Source organism: Streptomyces sp. NPDC059828 (assembly GCF_042731955.1).
Lineage (GTDB): Bacteria > Actinomycetota > Actinomycetes > Streptomycetales > Streptomycetaceae > Streptomyces.
On the sequence record NZ_JBHWIW010000001.1, the window covers coordinates 112695 to 135176 of the forward strand.

General features: G+C 70.1%; 21 protein-coding genes. 8 read left to right on the plus strand and 13 right to left on the minus strand.

Going from position 1 to position 22482, the window contains the following annotated elements; translation table 11 throughout:
- Positions 1–269: 269 nt before the first annotated feature.
- Both ACFV6V_RS00395 and ACFV6V_RS00400 read left to right on the plus strand, forming a co-directional pair.
- On the plus strand, positions 270–1202 hold the full coding sequence (locus tag ACFV6V_RS00395) for a lytic polysaccharide monooxygenase (RefSeq protein WP_385556808.1): 933 nt from the start codon (positions 270–272) through the stop codon (positions 1200–1202).
- A gap of 96 nt (positions 1203–1298) precedes the next feature.
- A complete protein-coding gene (locus ACFV6V_RS00400; RefSeq protein ID WP_385557128.1) occupies positions 1299–1823 on the plus strand; it encodes an AAA family ATPase in 525 nt (174 codons plus the stop codon).
- Between the two features lie 223 nt (positions 1824–2046).
- Here ACFV6V_RS00400 and ACFV6V_RS00405 read toward each other — a convergent pair whose 3' ends face one another.
- Positions 2047–3612: an ATP-dependent DNA ligase gene (locus tag ACFV6V_RS00405; RefSeq protein WP_385556811.1), complete on the minus strand. Its 1566-nt coding sequence runs from the start codon at positions 3610–3612 to the stop codon at positions 2047–2049.
- A 261-nt stretch (positions 3613–3873) separates the two neighbouring features.
- On the opposite strand from ACFV6V_RS00405, the gene ACFV6V_RS00410 reads away from it, so the two are divergent.
- Positions 3874–4956, plus strand: a complete 1083-nt coding sequence (locus ACFV6V_RS00410) for a phosphatidylinositol-specific phospholipase C domain-containing protein (RefSeq protein ID WP_385556814.1) — start codon at positions 3874–3876, stop codon at positions 4954–4956.
- Between the two features lie 248 nt (positions 4957–5204).
- Here ACFV6V_RS00410 and ACFV6V_RS00415 read toward each other — a convergent pair whose 3' ends face one another.
- The 3 genes from ACFV6V_RS00415 to ACFV6V_RS00425 form a co-directional block, all read right to left on the minus strand.
- Positions 5205–6194: a DUF6397 family protein gene (locus ACFV6V_RS00415; RefSeq protein WP_385556817.1), complete on the minus strand. Its 990-nt coding sequence runs from the start codon at positions 6192–6194 to the stop codon at positions 5205–5207.
- Between the two features lie 104 nt (positions 6195–6298).
- Positions 6299–6712 carry a roadblock/LC7 domain-containing protein gene (locus tag ACFV6V_RS00420; RefSeq protein ID WP_385556820.1) on the minus strand — a complete coding sequence of 138 codons (414 nt, stop codon included), beginning with the start codon at positions 6710–6712 and terminating at the stop codon, positions 6299–6301.
- A 180-nt stretch (positions 6713–6892) separates the two neighbouring features.
- The gene (locus ACFV6V_RS00425; protein ID WP_385556823.1) at positions 6893–7501 is read right to left on the minus strand and encodes an ATP/GTP-binding protein; all 609 of its coding nucleotides are present in this window, start codon (positions 7499–7501) and stop codon (positions 6893–6895) included.
- A 332-nt stretch (positions 7502–7833) separates the two neighbouring features.
- Here ACFV6V_RS00425 and ACFV6V_RS00430 point away from each other — a divergent pair, with 332 nt between their 5' ends.
- Both ACFV6V_RS00430 and ACFV6V_RS00435 read left to right on the plus strand, forming a co-directional pair.
- Positions 7834–9261: an NAD(P)/FAD-dependent oxidoreductase gene (locus ACFV6V_RS00430; RefSeq protein WP_385556826.1), complete on the plus strand. Its 1428-nt coding sequence runs from the start codon at positions 7834–7836 to the stop codon at positions 9259–9261.
- A 1-nt stretch (position 9262) separates the two neighbouring features.
- On the plus strand, positions 9263–11116 hold the full coding sequence (locus tag ACFV6V_RS00435) for a transketolase (RefSeq protein WP_385556829.1): 1854 nt from the start codon (positions 9263–9265) through the stop codon (positions 11114–11116).
- Positions 11117–11177: 61 nt separating this feature from the next.
- Here the strand turns inward: ACFV6V_RS00435 and ACFV6V_RS00440 are convergent, their stop codons facing one another.
- The 7 genes from ACFV6V_RS00440 to ACFV6V_RS00470 form a co-directional block, all read right to left on the minus strand.
- Positions 11178–11738 carry a type 1 glutamine amidotransferase domain-containing protein gene (locus tag ACFV6V_RS00440; RefSeq protein WP_385556832.1) on the minus strand — a complete coding sequence of 187 codons (561 nt, stop codon included), beginning with the start codon at positions 11736–11738 and terminating at the stop codon, positions 11178–11180.
- A 304-nt stretch (positions 11739–12042) separates the two neighbouring features.
- The gene (locus tag ACFV6V_RS00445) at positions 12043–12921 is read right to left on the minus strand and encodes a pentapeptide repeat-containing protein (RefSeq protein ID WP_385556834.1); all 879 of its coding nucleotides are present in this window, start codon (positions 12919–12921) and stop codon (positions 12043–12045) included.
- A 322-nt stretch (positions 12922–13243) separates the two neighbouring features.
- Positions 13244–14218 carry a nucleoside hydrolase gene (locus tag ACFV6V_RS00450; protein WP_385556837.1) on the minus strand — a complete coding sequence of 325 codons (975 nt, stop codon included), beginning with the start codon at positions 14216–14218 and terminating at the stop codon, positions 13244–13246.
- A gap of 100 nt (positions 14219–14318) precedes the next feature.
- The gene (locus ACFV6V_RS00455) at positions 14319–14732 is read right to left on the minus strand and encodes a DUF742 domain-containing protein (protein ID WP_385556840.1); all 414 of its coding nucleotides are present in this window, start codon (positions 14730–14732) and stop codon (positions 14319–14321) included.
- Positions 14733–14752: 20 nt separating this feature from the next.
- The gene (locus ACFV6V_RS00460) at positions 14753–15196 is read right to left on the minus strand and encodes a roadblock/LC7 domain-containing protein (protein ID WP_385556842.1); all 444 of its coding nucleotides are present in this window, start codon (positions 15194–15196) and stop codon (positions 14753–14755) included.
- On the minus strand, positions 15193–17859 hold the full coding sequence (locus ACFV6V_RS00465) for a nitrate- and nitrite sensing domain-containing protein (RefSeq protein ID WP_385556845.1): 2667 nt from the start codon (positions 17857–17859) through the stop codon (positions 15193–15195). The genes ACFV6V_RS00460 and ACFV6V_RS00465 overlap by 4 nt, the downstream gene beginning before the upstream one ends.
- Positions 17860–17926: 67 nt before the next feature.
- Entirely contained in the window at positions 17927–18706 is a 780-nt protein-coding gene (locus ACFV6V_RS00470; protein WP_385556847.1) for an MHYT domain-containing protein, read from the minus strand.
- 216 nt (positions 18707–18922) lie between these two features.
- Here ACFV6V_RS00470 and ACFV6V_RS00475 point away from each other — a divergent pair, with 216 nt between their 5' ends.
- The 3 genes from ACFV6V_RS00475 to ACFV6V_RS00485 all read left to right on the plus strand — a co-directional run bounded on the left by ACFV6V_RS00475 (position 18923) and on the right by ACFV6V_RS00485 (position 20931).
- Entirely contained in the window at positions 18923–19522 is a 600-nt protein-coding gene (locus ACFV6V_RS00475) for a class I SAM-dependent methyltransferase (protein WP_385556850.1), read from the plus strand.
- Positions 19523–19656: 134 nt separating this feature from the next.
- Positions 19657–19968, plus strand: coding sequence for a hypothetical protein (locus ACFV6V_RS00480; protein WP_385556853.1), 312 nt, complete (start codon positions 19657–19659; stop codon positions 19966–19968).
- 102 nt (positions 19969–20070) lie between these two features.
- Positions 20071–20931, plus strand: coding sequence for a hypothetical protein (locus ACFV6V_RS00485; protein ID WP_385556856.1), 861 nt, complete (start codon positions 20071–20073; stop codon positions 20929–20931).
- A 50-nt stretch (positions 20932–20981) separates the two neighbouring features.
- Here the strand turns inward: ACFV6V_RS00485 and ACFV6V_RS00490 are convergent, their stop codons facing one another.
- A complete protein-coding gene (locus tag ACFV6V_RS00490) occupies positions 20982–21164 on the minus strand; it encodes a hypothetical protein (protein ID WP_385556859.1) in 183 nt (60 codons plus the stop codon).
- 105 nt (positions 21165–21269) lie between these two features.
- Complete coding sequence (locus ACFV6V_RS00495) at positions 21270–22361, minus strand: fatty acid desaturase family protein (protein ID WP_385556862.1); 1092 nt, start codon at positions 22359–22361, stop codon at positions 21270–21272.
- Between the last annotated feature and the right edge of the window lie 121 nt (positions 22362–22482).

A 22482-nucleotide genomic window follows, 5' to 3' on the forward strand; every position in this document is an offset into this window, starting at 1 on the left:
CCGACCGGAGGGGCCCTCTAGGGGCCACTTAAACGACCCAAACCACATGAAATCGAATCTCCATACTTCACCAAAACGGGCGAAACCGATTCACCTTGTGACTGAAGTCACGAGGGTGGTGAGGGATGTCACGAAGGGAGATGGGGGCGGCCCGACGTGGCACGGGCTTCCGCTGAACGCCATTTGAACGCCGGGCGCCCCTCGAGCCGTATGGGAAGGCGTGGCAGTCTCCGCTGCCGCCGCCCCTGCCCCGGGAGGAATCTCCGAGCATGTTCGTTCGTCGCAGCGCCGTCGCACTGGCCGCGCTCATCGGTAGCGCTTCGACCGTTCTCGTCACCCTCTGCGCGGCACCGGCCGGGGCGCACGGCGCCCCGACGGATCCGGGCAGCCGGGCGGTCGCCTGCGGTCCCCGCGGCGGTCAGGCACAGTCCGCGGCATGCGCCGCGGCGGTCCGGGCGGGCGGGAGCACGGCCTTCGAGAAATGGGACAACCTGCGTGTGGCCGGTGTCGCGGGCCGCGACCGTCAGATGATCCCCGACGGACAGCTCTGCAGTGCGGGCATCGCCCTGTACAAGGGCCTGGACCTCGCCCGGGACGACTGGCCCGCCACCGCGCTCAAGGCGGGCGCGCGGTTCAGCCTCACGTACGCGTCGACGATTCCGCACCGTGGCACGTTCCGGGTGTATCTGACCAAGGAGGGATACGACCCGGGCGCCCCGCTGACCTGGGACGATCTCGAGCGGGAGCCGGTCGCCTCGGTCACCGATCCGGAGCTCCGCGATGGTGCGTACCGGATTCGGGGCACGCTGCCGGGAGGACGGGAGGGGCGCCACCTGCTCTACACCGTCTGGCAGAACACCGACACACCCGACACTTACTACTCCTGCTCGGACATCGTTCTCTCCCCCGCCCGTCCGGCAGCCGCCGCGCGTGTGCCGGCGTCCCCGGCGCCGTCGGCGTCCCCACCGGTGCCCCCGTCGGCATCTCCACCGGCGTCCCCGTCCGCGTCTCCACCGGCATCCTCACCGGCTACTCCACCGGGGAGCGCGCCGGCGGCAGACCCTGCCCGGGCCAATGCCACCAGTCCCACGGCCTCTGCCGCTGATGCCGACGGCCTTTCCATCCCGGTGGTGGCGGGAGTCGCCGCTCTTGCCCTCGCCTCTGTCGCGGGCGGCGCCTACGCGCTGCGCCGGCGGCGTTAGGGGTGGCCGCTCCTTCGATTCCCGAGATTCGACGCGGCCCGGTGATCTCGGCAGAAAGCAGTTGTCCTCCACATGCTTCCCGTGAACGATCTGGGTGTGACCACGTTGTTTCTGACAGTCGGCCTGCCGGGGGCCGGAAAGACCACAACGGCTCGGCATCTGGCCAAGCAGCACAACGCGCTTCGGCTGACGCCTGATGAGTGGATGATTCCGCTGTTCGGTGAAGCGGAGGCGGACGGGATGCGCGATGTCCTGGAAGGACGGCTGCTCTCACTCGCGTTGGAGGCACTGAGGCTGGGAACCAACGTGGTCCTGGATTTCGGGTGCTGGTCTCGTCACGAGAGGTCCGCGATCCGCTGGTTGGTGCACTCTGCAGGCGCGTCCTACCGCCTCGTGTATGTGCCGGTGGACCACGAGACCCAACGCGCTCGGATCGCCGATCGCCAGTCGACCACTCCGGACCAGACCTTCCCGATCAGCGAGGCGGACCTCCTGCATGCGCGCTCCCTGTTCGAGGAACCGGACGCCGCAGAACTCGACGGGCATGACATTGACGGTCGCCCTCCGGGCTGGCCGGACTGGCATGCGTGGGCCGCCGATCGGTGGCCGTCTTTCACGTGACTGTCCAGCCCCGCCCGGGACACTTCTGCGGGGAGGTCATGAGCGCGCTGGTGACAGACACGTCCCAAGGAGCGACGCGGCGGAGTCGTCGCGGGCTCCGGGCGGCCAAGTCATTTGAGCCATCGGACGGTGACGAGCCGACAGCCACACCGGAACCCCCTGAGCCGGACGTTCATACGCATGACCGTCAGACCCGCGCTCGGTAGGTCGGACGAGCTGAGCGTCAGGGCGCCCCGCCCGCGGCAGAGGCAAGCACATTCTCGATGGTGTCCGCGTCCGCGGCGCTCTTGTCCGGGCGGTGCCGGACCACGCGTGCGAACCGCAGAGCCACGCCCGCGGGATAGCGGGTGGAGCGCTGGAGGCCGTCGTAGGCGATCTCGACGACGAGCCCGGGCCGGACGCGTACGGTGAAGCCGTCGTCGGAGACCGCGAGTTCACTCAGTCGGTCCGTCTGCCAGCGCAGCATCGCGTCCGTCAGGCCCTTGAAGGTCTTGCCGAGCATGACGAAGGTGCCATCGGCGGTGCGGGCGCCGAGGTGGAGGTTGGACAGGAGCCCGGTGCGGCGCCCGTGGCCCCACTCGACGGCCAGGACGACGAGATCGAGCGTGTGTACGGGCTTCACCTTCAGCCATGAGCGGCCCCGGCGTCCTGCGACATAGGGGGCGTCCAGCGCCTTCACCATGACACCTTCATGGCCCCGGTCAAGGGTCGCCGCGAGGAAGGCTTCGGCTGTCCGTAGTTGCACCTCCGAATCGGGGTCCTCCACGACACAGCGACGCACCCGCATGGACTCGGGCACCAGGCGGGCGAGGGCCGCATGGCGCTCACGGCCGGGCAGGCCGAGCAGATCACCGGCGCCATCCGCGCCACCGCCCCGGATGGCGAGGAGGTCGAAGAAGACGGGCGAGAGCGGCACGGCGGCGGTCGCGGCGGCCACGTCCGCACGGGAGCCCACGCGCGAGGCGATCTCCTGGAAGGGAAGCGGCCTGCCGTCGGAACCGAGGGCGATCACTTCGCCGTCCAGGATGAACCGGTCTCCCGGCAGTGCGGACACGGAGGCGACGACATCGGGGAGACGGCCGGTGATGTCGTCGAGGGAGCGTGTGTAGACACGGATATCGCCACCGGAACGGTGCACCTGGATGCGCACCCCGTCCAGCTTCTCCTCCACACCGCACGCTCCCACGGCACGGACCGCGTCGGCGACGGACGAGGCGGTGTGAGCGAGCATCGGCTGTACCGGGTTCCCCACACGCAGCCGGAAGGAGGCAAGGACTTCAGAGCCTTCGGCGAGCAGCGCTCCCGCCACCCGGGCAAGCGAGCCCTCCAGCATGACCGCGCGCCGCACATCGGCCGCGGAGGCACCCGCGGCTTTGGCCACGCCCTCCAGTGCGATCGCGTCCAGCGCGCCTTGGCGGACCTCACCGGTCAGCAAACGGAGCAGAAACTCCTGTTCGGACGCGGTCGCCGCACCCATCAGCTCCCGGACGAGGCGCTTGCGCTCCGCCTGGGCACCGGCTCCGGAGACCTCGGCGAGTGCGGTGAAGGCGGCGTCGGCCGCTTCGACGGTCAGAGCCGGTTGACCGGATGGCGGCACCCGGTCCTTGAGCACACTCCAGCCCACACCAAGCCGCCCTTGCGGCAGCCTGCCCGCGAGGTAGGAGATCACCAGGGCGGCTTCCTCCGGCCGCGCGTCGGAGAACAGTGACGCGAGCGAGGCGATCTTGGCGGTGCGGGACGGCTCGGCAGCGATCTGCCGTGACGCCTCCGCGAGACGGGCCAGCAGCATGCCGCCATGGTGCCCCCTCATCCCGGGATCCGCACGCCGCATGGCCGCACATGTCATCCCTGCACGACAGGCTACTCACCGTGGCCACGCCCAGGGGATCCTCCGTCGGGAAACAGGATCAGCTTCTTCGTTGGCGGCATGCACCCGGCCTGGATCACCGAGGAATTCCCAAAGGACGTCTGAACACCTCCCATCTGTCACTCAACTCCCCTAATCTGCGCTCGATTTGCTCTACTCCCGACACACAGCAGGCAGGGGACCATGAGGAAGCTCTCGCGTACGGCTGTGCCCGCGATCGCCACGGCGCTGACCGGGATCGTGTTCGCGTCGACGGGGGCCCAGCCGGCCACGGCGCATGATGCCGCAGCTGGACCGTCGTACTCGTCCACGACCTCGGTCGGCGTCCACAACGCGTATGAGAAGGCGAAGTACCCGTACTTCGCTGACGCTCTCGACTCGGGTGCCGGAATGCTCGAACTGGACGTGTGGACCAATGTGTTCGGCAAGTCCTGGCGTGTCTCCCACAGCAACCCCCTCGGAAACGACAACAACTGCGTGAACGCGGCGACCCCGTCCGAGCTGCGGGCCAAGTCGCGCAACCAGGATCTCGGCGGCTGCCTCTCCGACATCCGAGCCTGGCACAACGCCAACCCCGGCCACCGTCCCGTCGTGCTCAAGATGGAGCTGAAGGACGGTTTCCAGAACAAGTACGGCCGGGGGCCCGCGGCGCTGGACGCCCTGCTGACGGCGCGGCTCGGCGACGCGCTTTTCCGGCCGGCCGATCTGACGGGCACACACACCGATCTGGACTCCGCCGTACGCGCCCAGGGCTGGCCCGCCCGCTCGGACATGGCAGGGAAGTTCCTCGTCGAGCTGATCCCGGGAACGGTGGAGAAGGGCAACCCCTTCGACACCCTGTGGACCGACCGTGAGTACGCCGAGTATCTGCGTGGACTGGCCGCCGCGGGGCGCCTGAGAGAGGCAGCCGCATTCCCCGCCGTGCTCGACGCCCAGGCGGGCGACCCGCGCAGCCGCTACTCGGACACCTCCATCCGCCCCTGGTTCGTCGTGTTCGACGGCGATGCCTCCACCTTCGCCGCCGGATCGATCGACACCGCCTGGTACGACCAGAACCACTATCTGGTCATCATGACCGGCGCGGCCGGCGTGGCTCCCGCCATCGACGGGACGAACCCCACCGAGGCACAGGCCCGTGACCGGGTGACCCTGCTGGCGGTTAAGCACGCCAGTGTGGTCTCCGCGGACTGGTATCCGCTCCCCTCCGTGCTCAGCACCGTCGTGCCCCGCGGGACAGCGGGCACCACCGTCTCCCCGGGACGCTGAGGGCAGTCCCGTGGCTCTTGTGCCGTGACCGGACAGAACCTAGGCGTGTGGGAGAACTCCCGCCTGGCTCGCGACGCCTGGCACGCACACTCGCTGCGTTGTCGAATCGTCCGAGTACGCCCGGTACGAGGACGACCTCCCGCTGCCTCCGGCGGGGGAACCCCCACCGCCTTGCGATGGCACGCACCGGACGCCGCGAGCCCCGCCCTTCGGGCGGACGACGCCAGTTCTCCAACACGGCCTAGCCGTCACCCTGCGCCGGTCGGTGACTTCTTGCGCGGGCTCAGCCGCGCGAGAAGTCGCCGGGCCGCCTGCCGTGGCCTCGGCCTTCGCTCACCGTCACCCCGAGGTCGCGCACGTGCATGCGCAGGGCCGCCGATCAGGGGTGCCGCGCCGGGGACCGCGACCGGCGGGGCGGGCAGCGCGTCGTGGGACGGCCCCGGCCACAGCCCCGGCACTCGCTCGCTGCCCGGACGAGGAGCCGGGCGCCATGCCCGCGCCTCGTCCAACGAGAGGGCCAGGCTCATCCGGTGCCACACGATCTCATCGGGGTCGTCCGCCAGCAGCAGCCCGCTTCTGATGGCGCGGGCGGTGAACACGTCCGGGGGCCCGTCCGGTGGATCGGGACGGAGCCGCTCCACATGCGCTCGCTCATACGGGTCGTCCACCACCTCGGCGACCACGGCCGGGTCGAGCACGGACGCGATCGCCGCCGTACGCGCCCAGGCATCCGGGGCCTGGCGCAGCAGCATCCCGACGTACCGTCCCCGCCAATTGCGGGCCCGCGAGTCCTCCCCGTCGTCGAGCCGGGCCCGCAGAGCTGCTGGCAGACGTCCCCTGAGCAGATCCGGGTTGCCCTCCGCGAACTCCCTGACTTCCGTGGCGAGGTAGAGCCAGACCACGGTGTGGTAGCGGTTGAGATAGAACCCGACCGGTGTGAAGTGGCCGGTGCGGGCGAGCTTGGTGAAGCGGTCCCGGGTGGTGGAGACAAGCCGACATGCCTCGGCTGTCGCGACCGTGCGGACGCGCTCGCGCAGCGCCCCGGGAAATCCCTCCAGCGCCCGCAGCCGATCAACCTCGTCCAGCGGCACCAGATCGCTTCCCGCCTCCCTCCCCGGTGTGCAGCGGATGTACCCGAGCCGCACGCCAAGGGCGAGCTCGCGGTGCTTGAGCTTCAGCGCGACGGCCGCCTGCCCGAACGCGAGGGATGTGGTCGTGCCGGTGCCGGTCTCGAACATGTCGAACTCCCCATACTCGCCGTACGTGACGAACACTCACAGTCACGACGGTAGTCCGGAGAGCACTTTCTCGCTGAGCCTGTGGATAACTCCTGGATGCCGGGTCAGAACTCGGAAAGAGTCATCCGGCCGGGCTGGCGTGCGGACACCGCGAGGTGCTCCCCCACTCGGCTCACCATCAGGGTCATCTCATAGGCGACCTGACCGACGTCGGCCTCGGCCTCACTCAGCACGCACAGGCAGCTGCCCTCGCCCGCGGCGGTGACGAAGAGCATCGCGTCATCGAACTCGACCATGGTCTGCCGGGCGTTGCCCGCGCGGAAGTGTCTGCCCGAACCCCGTGCGAGGCTGTGCAGCCCCGACGAGACGGCGGCGAGATGCTCCGCGTCCTCCCGCAAGAGACCGGTGCTCGCCCCCGTGACCAGGCCGTCGTTGGAGAGCACCAGCGCGTGCCGTATGTGGTCGACGCGCTTGGTCAGGTCGTCCAGCAGCCAGTCGAGCCCCTTGTCCAGCGCCATGTCCGGTCCTCCCCGTCCAGGTAACCCCGTGTCCCCGTGCTTCGCGTAAGCCTTACGCACCGACCCCGTAAGGGCAAGGACTCATCCGGGGCGAAAGGACTCATCCGGGGCGCCACGGACGCCGACTGCGACCACGCACCGGTTGGCGGGGGATTCCGGGTGCCCTCCAGTGGCTCGTTCTCACGAACTCACGGCGCTGAGCAGTCGGGCCGTGTGCATGCGCCCGGCGTACTCGACGAGACGTACGAGCACCTCCTTGCCGGAGTCGCGGTCGCGCGCGTCGCACAACACGACCGGAGTCCCACGGTCGAGATCAAGGGCGCGGGAGACCTCGTGTGCGCCGTAAGTACGCGCCCCGGGGAAGCAGTTGACGGCGACGACGAAAGGGATGGCCCGGTGCTCGAAGTAGTCCACGGCGGGAAAGCTGTCCGCCAGGCGCCGCGTGTCGGCGAGCACAACGGCCCCGAGCGCGCCCTGGGCGAGCTCGTCCCACAGGAACCAGAAGCGGTCCTGGCCCGGCGTGCCGAAGAGATACAGGGCAAGGCCCGACCGGATGGTGATACGGCCGAAGTCCATGGCCACGGTCGTCGTGGTCTTCCTGTCGACCCCGCCGGTGTCGTCGATGGCCTGACCGGCCACGCTGAGCTGTTCCTCGGTGCGCAGCGGACGTATTTCACTGACCGCCCCCACCAGGGTCGTCTTGCCGGCCCCGAATCCGCCGGCGACCAGTATTTTCAGCGCGAGAGCGGCGGAATCCCCACCCATGCCGCCAGAGAGCTCGGAGGCCATGCATCACTTCTCTCGTCGGATGCCGGGCGCCGGATGAAATCCGCAGGTCAATGCCCGTCTTCGGACAGTGAAGCCAGCAGGGGTCCGACACCAGTACATCTGTTCTGTGTGGCATGAGCAGTATGGCAATCCGGCGGGGCACACCGGGGGTCGCGATCATTTTTTACGCGATGTGATCGTTCCTGACCTATTAGCTGCTCTGGTGAATTCACAATTCGCATGGCCGCGACAGATCGTCCGAGGGACCCTGGTTTGGAGGGCCCATGGGCGGGCAGCCGGTTTGTCGCGCCCCTCGCACACCCCTACCCCCTTCACGTGGGAGGCGATTCGTCGTGCAGCCTCAGCCCCAGCCCCCTGACCAGCCGGTGCCCCGGAGCGCGGTACCCCGGGTCGTCATCGTGGGAGCCGGTTTCGCGGGCCATCGCACCGCCAGGACGCTCTCCCGGATCCTCGCCAGAAAACCGGTGGAGATCGTCCTGCTCAATCCGACGGACTACTTCCTCTATCTGCCGCTCCTCCCCCAGGTGGCAGCGGGAGTCCTCGAACCAAGAAGGGTCACGGTGTCACTGGTGCACACCCTCCCAGGGGTGCGACTGGTGCTCGGCGAGGCGACCCACGTCGACGCGGACGGCCGCCGGGTCCTCTACACGGACCCGGAGGGCAGTCAGGGTGAGCTGGCGTACGACCGGCTCGTTCTCGCCGTCGGCAGCGTGAACAAACTTCTGCCGGTCCCGGGAGTCAGCTCGTACGCCCACGGCTTCCGCGGTATGCCCGAGGCCCTGTATCTGCGGGACCACATCATCAGGCAGACCGAACTCGCGACGGCCGAGACTGACCCGGACATCGCCTCGGCACGCAACACGTTCGTGGTGGTCGGCGCGGGATACACGGGCACCGAGGTCGCCGCCCAGGGCTCGGTGTTCACCGGCGAACTCCGCGCGCAGACCGCCCGGTCACAGCGGTCTCGGATGTCCACGAGCACCAGCGAGGCATCGCGCGGCGCACCGCCCCGATGGCTGCTGCTCGACATCGCGCCTCGCGTTCTGCCGGAGCTCGACCGCCGACTGTCCACGACCGCGGACCGGGTGCTACGCAAGCGCGGAGTCGAGGTACACACGGGGACCTCCGTCAAGGAAGCCACCGCGGACGGGGTAAGGCTGGACAGCGGCGAGTTCGTCGCGACCAAGACCCTCATCTGGTGTGTGGGGGTTCGTCCCGATCCTCTCGTCGCCGACATCGGCCTGCCGGTCGAACGCGGCCGGCTGTGCGTCACACCGCGTCTGGACGTACCCCACTACCCGGGAGTCTTCGCATGCGGAGACGCGGCGGCCGTGCCCGATCTGACCCGTCCCGACTCTCCGGACGCCGGTGACGGCGGATTCCCTCTGACGCCGATGACCGCGCAGCACGCCACGCGGCAGGGCATCGTCGCGGCCAACAACGTGGCCGCATCCCTGGGTTACGGCGAGGCACGACCGTACAAGCACCACGACATGGGCTTCGCCGTGGACCTGGGAGGAGCGCAGGCGGCGGCCAATCCGATGGGCATCCCGCTGTCCGGCCCCGCGGCGGGTGCGGTCACCCGTGGCTACCACCTCGCCGCCATGCCGGGCAACCGGGTGCGGGTCGCGGCCGACTGGCTGCTGGACATGGTTCTCGCACGCCAGGGCGTGCAGCTCGGCCTGGTCCGCTCCTGGTCGGTCCCACTGGATTCGGCCTCACCCGAGCTCGCGCGGTTCCCCGGCGCTTCAAAGGAGTGACATGCGGCACGAAGAACTGTACGAACTGGGACAGCAGTTGAGGGTGGACGCGGTGCGGGCCGCAGATGCCGCGGGCTCGGGACACCCCACCTCGTCGATGTCGGCGGCCGACCTGGCCGCCGTGCTCATCGCCCGTCATCTGCGTTACGACTTCGACGCCCCCGGCCATCCCGCCAACGACCGGCTCATCCTCTCCAAAGGCCATGCCTCGCCGTTGCTCTACGCCCTGTACAAGGCCGCCGGGGCGATCGACGACGAGGAACTCCTCACGTTCCGCCGGCTCGGCAGCCGCCTCGAGGGTCATCCCACCCCGCGTTTGCCCTGGGTGGACGTGGCCACCGGGTCACTCGGCCAGGGGTTGCCGATCGGGGTCGGCATGGCGCTCGCCGGTGCCCGCCTCGACGAGGTCCCGTACCGGGTCTGGGTGCTGTCAGGAGACAGCGAGATGGCGGAGGGGTCGGTCTGGGAAGCCGTCGAGCACGCCGCCTTCGAAGGGCTGGACAATCTCACACTGGTCATCGACGTCAACCGGCTCGGCCAGCGCGGACCCACCCGCCACGGCCATGATCTCGACGCCTACGCACGCCGGCTGCGGGCCTTCGGCTGGCACACGATCGAGATCGACGGGCACGACGTCGAGGCCATCGACAAGGCCTTCACTGAGGCGGCCGGCACCGACGGGCGCCCCACGGCGGTCATCGCCGCAACACGCAAGGGGCGTGGGGTGGCCGCGGTGGAGGACGAGGAGGGCAAGCACGGCAAGCCGCTTCCGGACGCCGATGCCGCGATCGAGGAACTGGGCGGGCCGCGGTTCATCCGGGTCGCGGTATCTCCGCCGCCCGCGGCGCAGGGACACGCGGACCGGAAGGCGCAAACCAGCTCCCCGCCGGCTCTGCCCCGCTTCGACGTGGGTTCCGACGAGGCCACCCGCACGGCGTACGGCCGCGCGCTGGCGGCGCTCGGTGCGGCGCGTGATGACGTCGTCGCGCTGGACGCCGAGGTAAGCGACTCGACGCGGACGGAGTACTTCAAGAAGGAGCACCCCGACCGCTACTTCGAGTGCTACATCGCCGAGCAGCAGCTCATCGCGGCGGCGGTAGGACTGCAAGCACGCGGCTGGGTGCCGTTCGCATCGAGTTTCGCCGCGTTCCTGACCCGCGCACACGACTTCGTGCGGATGGCGTCCGTGAGCCGGGCCGGAATCAATGTCATCGGTTCGCACGCGGGAGCGACGATCGGTCAGGACGGCCCCTCCCAGATGGGGCTCGAGGATCTGGCCATGTTCCGCGCCGTGCACGGCTCGACGGTGCTCTACCCCTGCGACGCCAATCAGACGGCTCGTTTGGTGGCGGCGATGGCCGACCTGCAAGGGGTGCGCTATCTGCGTACGACACGCTCCGAAACCCCGGTCGTCTACGGGCCCGGCGAGGAGTTCCCCATCGGGGGCTGCAAAGTGCTGCGCAGCAGCGACGAGGATCGCGCGACGATCGTCGCGGCGGGCACGACCGTTCACCAGGCCATGTCCGCCGCCCAGGCTCTGGCGGCTGACGGGATACCCGTCCGGGTCATCGATCTGTACTCGGTCAAGCCCGTGGACGTGGACACCCTCAACGACGCGGCCGGGGCCACGGGATGCCTGCTCACGGTCGAGGACCACCACCCTGAGGGAGGCATCGGTGATGCCGTCGCGGAGGCCTTCGCGGACGGCCGGCCCATGCCCAGGCTGGCTCGCCTCGCCGTACGCAACATGCCTGCGAGCGCCTCGGCCGAGGAGCAGGCGCATGCGGCGGGAATCGACGCGGAGTCCATCGCGGCAGCGGTGAAGCTGCTGGTGGAACGAGTCATGGTGCGATGAGCGCGATGACCGCGATGACCGCGATGAGGGAGCCGGTGCCGCCCGTCAGCGGTCGCCGAACTCAGCGGCCGACGCCGGCGCCGGCCGACGCCCTCGTGAACTCCGCCGTGAACGCCGAGCAGAACGCCGCCAGATCGTCCGGCTTACGGCTGGTGATCAGTGTGCTCAGCCCCTCCCGGCATACCTTCACCTGTTCGTCGACCCAGATGCCGCCCGCATTGCGGATATCGGTACGCAGGCTGGGCCACGACGTGAGGGTCCTGCCCCGGACGACATCCGCCTCGACGAGGGTCCACGGGGCGTGGCAGATCGCGGCGACCGGTTTGCCCTCCTCGAAGAACGCCCGGATGAACGCCACGGCTCCCGCGTCCATCCGCAGGGCGTCGGGGTTGGCGACGCCGCCGGGCAGCACCAGCCCGTCGAAGTCCAGTGCGGAACCACCGGGGACCAGCAGATCCACCGGGAACGTGTCCGCCTTGTCGAGATGATGGAACGCCTGGATACGGCCCGGCTTCGTGGAGAGCAGCAGGGGTGTACCGCCGATGCCCGCCACGGCCTGCCAGGGTTCGGTGAGCTCGATCTGCTCGACGCCTTCCGGCGCCATGAGGAAAGCGATGTTCATGGTGTTCGGCACTCCTCCACACCCCGCTCGCGACGCCGGCCCGCCGGGTGGTCGGAACAAGCTGCGGGACGCGGCCTGACTCGTGCCGTGTCAGCGAGGGATCGCAGGGGCGTCGGATCGTCTCGTCGTGGGCCTGCTCAGCAGACTCGGCAACTCGCCCGGACGACGCCGGAGGAACAGCTGTCCCGGGCGTCGCGATGGGGCGAGCCCTGGCTCACGCGGCACTCGGCACGCACGTACCCGCGTAGCGCACGCTTATGCGCATATGGGCGAAAGCAGCGTTGACCGGGCGGGAGCAGGCGGGCTACGCGGGCCAGTGGGCGGGGCGGACCAGCCCGCGCGGGAGTCGTGTCCTGGTGTCCCCCTTGGCCTGCCGGAGCTGCGGCTGCGTGACGAAGATGCTGCCGGTCAGGTCCGCACCGCGCAGATCCGCGTCGCGGAGATCGGCGCCGAGGAGGTCCGCTGCGCGCAGGTCGGCAGCGCTGAGGTCGGCGGCGATCAGGCAGGCGCCCCGCAGATCGGCTCCCCGTAGGTCGGCACCGCCAAGCCGGGCGCCGAAGAGATCGGCCCCGCGCCGGTTCTTCTTGCGACCGGGCCTTGCCTCGGCCCGTACCAGCGCACTCGCGCGCATCAGCTGATCGCCGACCCGGGCGCGGAGCGCCGGAACCTCGACGTCCAGTAGTGCGGCGGGTTCCCTGTGCGTCAGCGCGTCGATCTCGTCGTAAAGACGGCTGATCTCGGCGTGGAGGGTATGGGCAGCGGGCAGTGCCATGGCCTCGGCGAGGTGGCGGAGCAGCTCGTGGAGCTGGCGCATCACCGGGAAGACCGCGAACATGCGGCGTGCCGTGTCCGGCTCCTGCCGCCAGCTCACCCCGCCGAACGTGACCTGGGAGACCTTCTGACCGGCTCCGAAGCAGTCGTAGACCGTGCAACCCGGGAATCCGCGTGGCCGCAGCTGCTGGTGGATGCCGCACCGGAAGTCATCGCCGAGGTGGGTGCAGGGCTGTCCGGCTGGTTTGTCGACCGCGAAGTCGGCCGATGCCGAGAACGGCAGGGCGACGCAGCACAGACCGAAGCAGCTGCCGCAGTCGGCCCGAAGCTCCGAGCTCTCCGCCACGGTGGCCGGCGCGTCGGGGGTGTCGGGTGTGTCGGGTGTGTCGGGCGTCCTGCGTATGTCAGACACGCCGTGGTACCTCATTCTTCTGCGGTTGCCTTCGACCGGCTGCCCGGCTCACTCGGCCATCTTCGCGGGTCACCGAGGGCGCCCGCCACGCGATTGTGGGCGCCCGCCTCCGGGGGTACCCCTGCATGGCCGCAGCGGCCCCCGTACCGGGATCCGCGCAGGAAGCCGAAAGCGACCAGCCGACTACACGGTGACGCGCCGCACCGCCCAAGGCCTTCGCACCGCTCGGCGGCCTCGCCGCGAGTCGGCGCTCGGCACCGTTGTCGACCGGTGACCCGTCGGAAGGCGGCTGGGTGAGCGGGCACGAGCACGTCAGGTCAGGTCAGGGGCCGGCGTGCCAGGGCCGGTCGGTCCGGACCGCCCTCTTGCCGAGTGTGTCGACGGCCGTGACGATCCGGTCCCAGAACTGCTCTTGGTCGAGGCTGAGCGCCACCTGGGCGTTGACGGGCCGGTCCAGGTACCGGTGCAGGTCCACGACGGTCGCCCCGCGCGTGTACTGTCCCCGCAGTTCGACGGCCACGCTCGCCTCGGCGCAGCGGACGATCGCGGGGTCGATGACCCTGGCCACCGCGACCGGGTCGTGGAGCGGCGGAGCGTCGAAACCCCAGATTCTGCGGTAGGTGGAGGCGAAGTACGTCATCAGCTCCGCGCAGATCCCACCGAGCTCGGAGCCGAGGGCTTCGAACCGGGCGAGAACATCCGGCGTGGCCAGCGCCTGGTGCGTGACGTTGAGCCCGCACATGGTCACGGGCAGGCCGCTGCGGAAGACGATGTCGGCGGCTTCGGGATCCGCGTACACGTTGAACTCCGCGACGGGGGTGCGGTTTCCCCGTTCGGTGGAACCCCCCATGAGCACGATCTCGCGGATGTGCCCCGCCACCTCGGGATAGCGGGTGAGCAGCAGGGCGATGTTGGTCATCGGGGCGGTCGGGATGAGGGTGACCGGCTCCGGGTGCCCGGTCAGGATGCGGCGCATCAGATCTACGGCATGCTCGGGAACGGCTCTCACGGTGGGCTCGCCGAAGCGCGGGCCGTCCATCCCGGATTCTCCGTGCACGTCGTCCGCCACGTAGCGCGGCCCCACGAGGGGACGGGCACAGCCCGCTGCAATCGGAACATCGGTGATGGCTGCGGCGGTACAGATACGACGGGCATTGAGGGTGGTCTTCTCGACCACCTGGTTGCCGGCCACCGTCGTGATGGCGAGCAGATCGACCGCGGGATCGCCGGCCGCGAGCAGGATGGCGATCGCGTCGTCGTGCCCTGGGTCGCAGTCGATGATGATCGGGACAGGCACGGTGCTCCTCGGATGCAGTGTCCGGTCGTGGAGGTGCCGTACCAGTGTGCCGCGTACCGTCCGGGGTGTGCCGCCGTGGCAGCCGCTGTGCCCTTCGCTGTCACAGCGCTCTGAGGCCGTCGATCACCTCCCGGAGGATCCTTTCGTCGGGGAGCTGCGCGGGTGGGACGGGCCGGCTGACGGCGACGAAGCGGGCTTCGAGCAGGTCACTCAAGAGGACGCGTACGACGCCCACCGGCAGATCGGCGCTCGCGGCGAGCTCCGCGACCGACTGCGTCTCGTCCGAGCACAGCCCGAGGAGCGTCCGGTGTTCAGGGCCGATGAGGGACTGCTCTGCCCGGGCCAGCGCGTCGGGGATGAGGTCCACCAGCGCGATGAGGTCGAAGCGTTCGGCACCGGCCCCGGGCTTCGTCCGTCCTCCGGTCATGGCGTAGGGACGCACCAGGGGTCCCGCTTCGGCGTCGTACCAACGGCTGCGCTGCGCCGCCAGGCCGCCGTCGCCGGCATCGTTCATGACGGTGGTGCCTCTCCCGGTCAACCGACGGTGGGCGGGGGCGGGGTGGCGGACAGGCGCGGTGGCGTCCGCAGATGCTCCCCCACCTGTTTGACGAGACGGGCCATCTCGTACGCGATGAGTCCGATGTCAGCGGTCGCGTTGCTGAGAACGGCGAGGCAGGATCCTTCGCCCGCGGCGGCCACGAACAGGAAGCCGCGGTCCAGTTCGACCATCGTCTGGCGCACGGAACCGACGTGGAAGTGGCGCCCCGTTCCCTTGGCCAGACTGTGGAATCCGGACGCGACGGCAGCGAGGTGCTCGGCGTCCTCACGCGTGAGACCGTCGGAGGCACCCACGGCAAGTCCGTCTCCGGACAGGACGACCGCGTGCCGGACCCCGTTGACCCGCGCCGTCAGGTCGTCCAGCAGCCAGTCGAGTTCCCCGGAGGTGTGCTCCGGGGCGATCCTCCTGTGGTCGATCATGCGTCGTCTCCTTCGCTGAGTTCACTGAGTTGGCTGCGTTTACGTTCGCCGAGTTCGCTGAGGTGCGTGGTATCGCGGGTGTCGCGGCGGTGAGCACGGCTTTGGGTGGTGCCGCCACCGCGGGTCCAGCCTGCGCGGAAGGCGGACATGCGCTCCCTGGCCTGCTCAGGAGTGCACTCGGGTACGGCGGTCGCGGCGCGGTCGTCCGGCCGGGTCGCTTCCGCGCCAGTGGCGTCCGGATCGCCGGCCGGCCGCAGCTGCGGGACCAGATGGGACTGCCTCACACGTCGCGGGAGGCTGCCTGAAGCCGCCGCGTCGGCCACCGTGTCCGGAGAGGGCGCGGGCCGCCGCGGTTCCGGCGAAGGCGGAGCCTGAGGCCCGTCAGCCTCGTGTCCGGGGCGGGTGCGGCTGTGCGACCGCAACGCTATGACGCCAGGGGGCGGTGGCGCCTCGGTCCCGGGTCCCGCTTCGGCTCCGACTCCGGTTCCTGCTTCGGCTTCGGCTTGGGCTTCGGCTTCGAACGTGTACGCGGAACCGGCAGCCCCTTCATCCGATCCATCCGCATCCGACGGGGACGTGCTCTGGAGCAGCGCGTTCGGGACCAGCACGACGGCGGTGGTCCCCCCGAAGGGCGAGGTCCGTAGTCGCACCTTGACGTCGTGGCGGACCGAAAGCTTGCTGACCACGAAGAGTCCCAGGCGGTCGCTGTCGAAGATGTCCAGTGCCTCGGTCTCCTCGACGCGCCGGTTCGCCTCGGCGAGCGCCTCCTTTCCCATGCCGAGACCGCGGTCTTCGATTTCGATCGCGTAGCCGTTGGGGACGGGTTCGCCGTTGACGCGGACCCGCGTGTGAGGCGGTGAGAACTGTGTCGCGTTCTCGACCAGTTCGGCCAGGAGGTGCGTGAGGTCCGCGACGGCGGTACCGATGACCGCGGCTTCCGGCAGCGGGCGCACGTCAACGCGTGCGTAGTCCTCCACCTCCGAGACGGCGGCGCGGACGACATTGGTCAGGAGCACAGGCGTGCGCCAGGCACGTCCGGGTGCGGAACCGGAGAGGATGATCAGGCTCTCCGCATGACGGCGCATGCGCGTGGTGAGGTGGTCGAGCCGGAACAGGTCGCTGAGCTCGTCGGGATCCTCGGCGCGGCGTTCCATACTGTCGAGCAGATTGAGCTGACGGTGGACCAGGACCTGGCTGCGACGGGCGAGGTTGACGAAGACACCCGAGATGCCCCGGCTGAGCTCGGCCCGTTCGACGGCCGCTTCCAGCGCGGCCCGGTGCACGGTCCAGAGCGCCTGGCCGACCTCGGCGACCTCGTCACGCGGAGGTGGCCCCTCGGGAGCCTCCGCCCGGACATCGAGCTTCTCGCCGGCGCGGAGTACGCGCATGGCACGGGGCAGCCTGTACCTGGCGATCTCCAGGGCGGTGTTGCGGAGGCTGACGAGCTCGACGACCAGGGCGCGTCCGATGCGCGCCGAGACGACGAGCGCGGCGGCGACTGCCGCGAGGCCGAAGAACACGGCTGCGCCGGCTGGGGTGAGCAGTGCGTCGCCGATGGGGTCGGCCGGGCCTGCGGCACTCCTGGCTCGCTCCTCGATCTGGCGCATGGCCGTGCGCACGGTGCTGTTGGCCGATTCCCAAGCCTCGACGGACACCGTCTGGGCGGCGCGCCGGTCCGATGGCGCGTTGACGGTGGTGTCTTCGGTCGATTGGAGCGCCTGATACGCGCCCTGGGCGGTGAGAGCGCCCCATGCGGCACGCTCGGGAGCCGGCAGGTCGCCGACAGAGGACTCGATGAGGGCACGGCGCGTCCCGACGGCGCCGGTGAAGAGCTTTCGGCGCTCGGCCCTGAAGGTCCCCTGTGCCTGGGCCGCGGAGAGCAGGGCGTCTTCGCGGGCAAGCATTTCGGCGGCACGGCCGAACTCGTTGAGTACGCGGTCCTCCGCGCCCGCTGCCGTGCTCCGGGCGCCGCCCGCGAGCGCGCCATGGACGCCGAAGGCGGCGCTGATCACCGCTGTGTACTGCTCGAATGCACGGTCCCAGTCGGCCTTGCGGCCGAGTACGGCGGTGCGCAGTCCGGGCAGGGCGGCGCTCGAGGTGGTGAGCAGGTCAAGGCGTTCGGCGACGACGGGCGGCAGGTCACCCGCGTCGGCGACGGTGTGGTCGTCGCCGAGTGCGAGGAGCGCGAGGGAGGTGTCGGTGGTGCCGGTCTGCTGCCGGAAGGCGGCGGCACGTTCCGGGGAGGGCGCCGCGATCTGGCGGAGTGCGGTGCGGCGTTCGTTCTGCAGCGCTGACACGACCTGGTCGACGGGGTGGCGGACGTGGTCCTCGATGTCCTGGAGCTGGCGGAGCCGGGCCACGTCCTGGGCGGTGGTGACGGTGGCGAAGCCCCAGAGGGCGAGGAGCGAGACCACCGGCACCATCAGCAGGGACACGATCTTGGCACGCACGGTCCGGGGGCGCGGGCGCCATCGCTCGCGATGGCGCCGGCCGCCCTGCGCCGCCCAGGCCGATTCCCGGTCCATGGCCGCTTCGAACGGTTCGTCCGCGGGCGGTCCTGCGTGGGCGCGGCGCCCGCGCACGGGCGGTACGGCGGCCCCGCCGTGGACGGCGCCGGTGTGTGGTGGCGTGCCTGCGCCGGGGGTGCTGCGGGATGTGCGCATGGCCTCCTCGTTCCGGAGGGGACGGTGGGTGCGGCGTGTCTGGCGGGAGAGCAACGGGTCTGTGGAGTCAGCGGGGTGCGGCGGCTGGTTCGGCGGTACGCCCCGCCGAGGCGTACGCGGCGCGTTCGCGTGCCGTGGGAGAGAGGGCCACGAAGGCAGCCGTGAGGAAGAGAAAGGACCCGAGGCCGACGGCGAGGGGGAAGATGAACTGCATCGTCGTGGCCCCGGGCAGGGCCTCGCGGGAGGGTTCGACGTGCACGCTGACCGCGAGCATGCCGGTGTAGTGCATGCTGGTCACGGCCGCGCCCAGCACGAGGGAGGCGGCGGCGACCGGGATGGGTGCCGTGACGTTGAGGGCGGCCCAGAGCGCGACCGTCGCTGCGACCACCGCGACGGCGATGGAGAGGGCGACCAGAAGTGGGTCGTATCGCACCGTCCCGTGCAGCCGCAGGGCGGCCATGCCGAGGTAGTGCATGCTGGCGATGCCAAGTCCCGTGGTGAGGCCGCCGAGCAGCAGGGCACGCACACGGTCACGGCCGTGAGCGACGGCGAACACCCCGGCGCCGACCACGGCCATGGCGACCACCAGGCCGAGGATGGTCAGCGGCACGTCGTAGCGGATGTCGGTGCCGACCACGCCGAAACCGAGCATGGCGACGAAGTGCATGGTCCAGATGCCGCTGCCGATGGCGGACGCGGAGGTGATGAGCCAGTTGCGCCGGGAACCGCCGGTCGTCTCGAGAGCCCGGAGCGTGCAGCGCAGGCCGAGCGCCGCTCCGATGCAGGCCATGAGGTACGACAGCACCGGTGTAAGCCAGCCGAAGGTGGCGTGGTCCAGGTGTCCCATGACTCAGGGACGCTAGTCCGGGTGGGGCCGCGGTCCGGGGGCGCATTTCGAAAGCTGCTGGAATATGACAGAGAGATGTTTCTGAACGATCGCACCGAGCTCGAACGGGTGCACAGAACGCCCCGTCGGCGGACCGACCAGCCCCGCGGCCGAGGGGTGGCGGACTTGTCGCAGCCGGCCGTGCCGGCGAAACGCACGGTGCGGGATCATGTCCCCATGGCCGACGACCACACACACGTCCGGGAGTTCTTCGGCACGCGAGCAGCGCGCTGGGACACCCGTTTCCCCGATGACGGTCCGGCTATCGCGGTCGGTGTCGCCGCTCTCGAACTGCGCCCGGGGGACGCCGTACTGGACGCGGGCTGCGGTACCGGGCGGGCCATGCCCCTGCTGCGGGAGGCGGTCGGGCCCGACGGCACGGTGATCGGGGCCGATCTCACCCCGGAGATGCTGGCCGCGGCAAGCGACGCGGGCCGGGGCAGGGCGGGTGCGCTGCTGCTCACCGACGTGGCCCGGCTGCCGCTGCGCGCGCAGTCGCTCGACGCGGTCTTCGCCGCGGGGCTGATCGCCCACCTGCCCCGGCCGGAGGCCGATCTGCGCGAACTGGCGCGGGTGGTGCGTCCGGGCGGACGGCTGGCGCTGTTCCATCCTCTGGGGCGTGCCGCGCTGGCCGCGCGGCAGGGCAGGGAGCTCTCCGATGACGATCTGCGGGCCGAGCCCCGGCTCGCCGGGCTGCTGGCCGGGGCGGGCTGGCGGCTGCGCTCCTACCTCGACGAGGACGCGCGGTTCTTGGCACTGGCCGTGCGCCAGGACTGAAGCGATGCCCGCACGAGCCCGGATCATGCGCGGCTCGAAGCCTGGATCATGTGGCTTCAGGCCCGGATCTGGGCAGACTCCTCGCACCGGTGTCCATCGGACAGACGGGTGAATGAGTCGGGAAGGGGGCAGGGGTGTTCGCCAGGGTGATGGAGAAGATCCGCAGTGTGCTCGCAGGCGAACGGGGCGGCGGGCGGAAAGCAGCCCCGGCTCCCGCCGCACGGGCGCGACAGCACAACATATTCGAGGCGGCGGCGACCTACGTGTCTGCGTGCGCCGAAGACGATCAGCAGGTGGTCGACGAGGCATCGGGCTGGGTGTCGCCCGAGGCCCTGTCCTTCGGGGTGAACGAGCTGGCCTGCCGGGCGGTCATCGCACTCGCACGCGAGCGGAACGAGTCACCGCAGACCGTGGCTCGCAGTCTGCTCGGGCTGCCCGTGGCCTGACCTGATCATTCGTTCGGCCAGTTTCCCTGCCTCAGACACTCGACGGAAGGGCCACCCCCTAGTTAAGGTGCGCCGACGAACGATCGGATAGGGGAGGGTGCTGTGGCCGCGACGGAAGAGGTCGCCGACGACGACACGCTCTACGTGCTCACGGCCCTGCTGCTCACGCCCGCGCAGTTCCCGAGTGTGCTCGGTGACGACTTCCCCGAGGCGTGCGCGTCGCTGGGTCTCGAGCCCTACGACGACGGGTACGGGCTTGTCCTCGGCCAGGACTCCGAGGGCGCTCGCTGGACGGTCGTGGTCGACGATGTCTCGCTGGTGGCGGTCGCCATCGCGTCCTGGGACTGCGGCATGGACTACGACCTGTCTCCCAGCGACCGGACCGTGGTCGAGGTCCTGCCCGGTTGGCCGCTGGCCGTCGTGACTGTCGCGCCGGGTGTCCCCGCTCCCCATGACCCGGCTGAGGCGGACGCGGGCCGGCCGTGTCTCACTCCTCCCCCGACGGACACCTGGGGATCTGTCCAGCGCCGCATGGGTGCGGACGAGATCGCCGTCCAGTGGGCGACCTGGCGCCAGCGGGTGGCGGAGAAGGTGACCTTCGTCCAGCCGGGCGAGCCGAAGAAGGACACCGAGAACGCCGAGGCGACCAGCGAGGCCGGCACGGGCGGCAAGGGCACCGCTGGGACCGGTCCTTCCCACCAGGGCATTCGCCGGGTGCTCAAGGAACTGCACAGCTATGTGGACGAGGCACCGCCGATCGGACGGGTGCGGTCCTCCTTCGCTCCGGACGGCGCACGTATGCTCCGCGCCGACGGACCGGGCTGGTCCCTCGTGGCCCGCACCGACGACATCGCCTTCGTACTCCTCGACGACGAGCCGGGCGAGGTGCTGCCTGTGGGCCGGGGCCCCGAGCTACCCGGCCTGCTGGAGGCGCTGGACAAGATGGCCGTGCGCCCCTCGTGAGCCCACGCACCCACTGAGCCGTACACGCTCTTCCTGAATCGCCCCGCGCGTCAGCGGCCGATCTGTCTGCGGTTGAGCCTCCTGAGCCGGCGACGCTGCGAGGGATCGAGCGCGAAGTAGGCCACGGCGGGCACCCCGACGATCACCAGCAGTGACATCCAGAACCCGATCAACGGGATCAGGAGCAGGCCCACGGCCACTCCCCCGATGGCGACCTTCGCACCTGTGGACATGTCATGCCTCCTTTGCGGCCCCGAGGCCGCACCTGCTGAGAGAACGCCTTCGCACGGTCCTCGGTTCCCCTGTGGAGGACTGTTCTTCCCGCGGCGGCGGCTGCGCTAACCGGCGCGCAGTTCCTCACCCACCGCATGCATATGGCCGAGGGCCTGGCGATACGAGTCGATCAGCCCCGTTTCCGTGTAGGGCAGCCCGAGCCTGCGGCAGTGTGCCCGGACCAGCGGCTGGACGCGTTTCAGATGGGGGCGCGGCATGCTCGGGAAGAGGTGGTGCTCGATCTGGTAGTTGAGCCCGCCCAGGAACCAGTCGGTGAGGATGCCGCCCCGTATGTTGCGGGAGGTCAGGACCTGCCGCTGTACATGGCCCCAGTCACTGCCGTGGGTCCCGTCGGGCATCTCCATGCCCTTGTGGTTGGGTGCGAAGGCCATGCCCAGGTGGAGGCCCAGCAGCATCTGGTGCAGGAGAGCGAAGGCGAGGGCCTGGAGTGGGGTGAGGGCCGTCAGCAGCAGGGCGGCGTACCCGGCGACGTGTGCCACGAGGAGTCCGCCTTCGACCAGCAGGCCCCGGGCGGACGCCCGGCGCCCCGGCGACCGTCCGAAGACGTGCCGGAAGCCGTAGACCTTGAGAGCCAGTCCCTCAAGGGTGGTCAGGGGGAAGAACAGCGCTGCCTGGTGGCGGGTGAGCCAGCCCCGCAGCCCTCTGCGTCCTCCTGCGTGTTCTTCGCTGAAGACCAGGATGTCCGGCGCGACATCGGGGTCCTTGTCGAGATGGTTGGGGTTGGCGTGGTGGCGGTTGTGCTTGTCGTTCCACCAGTCCTGGCTCATGCCGAGCAGCAGGTTTCCGTGGATCAGCTGGATGATGCGGCTGGTCCGCCGGTGAGGAGATATCTGTGCGTGACCGGCGTCATGGGCGATGAAGGCGGCACGCGCGGAGAACAGCGCGAGCGGCACGGCCAGCAGCAGCGTCCACCAGGACGGGCCCATCAGAACGACGCCTGTCAGGACCACGGCCAGCGCCAGTCCGTTCGATGCCATCGTGCGCGCGTACCAGCCGGCGCGGCGATCAAGGAGGCCGTGCTGTTTCGTGGCCCTCAGGAGCGGCGCGAAGTCGCTGCCGGACGCCCGGGCGGTGGCCCTGCCGCCCGGCTCCGGGTGCGGCGCGCCGACGTCTGCGATGACGGTGGCCTGGGACATCTCGCTCTCCGGTCTTTTGACGATGAAACTTCTCTGACCTGGAGAAACGTACGGATCCAAGGACCTTCGCCACCATGGGGTGACCATCCGGAAGGCAACGGGGGATGGCCCGGTGGCCCGT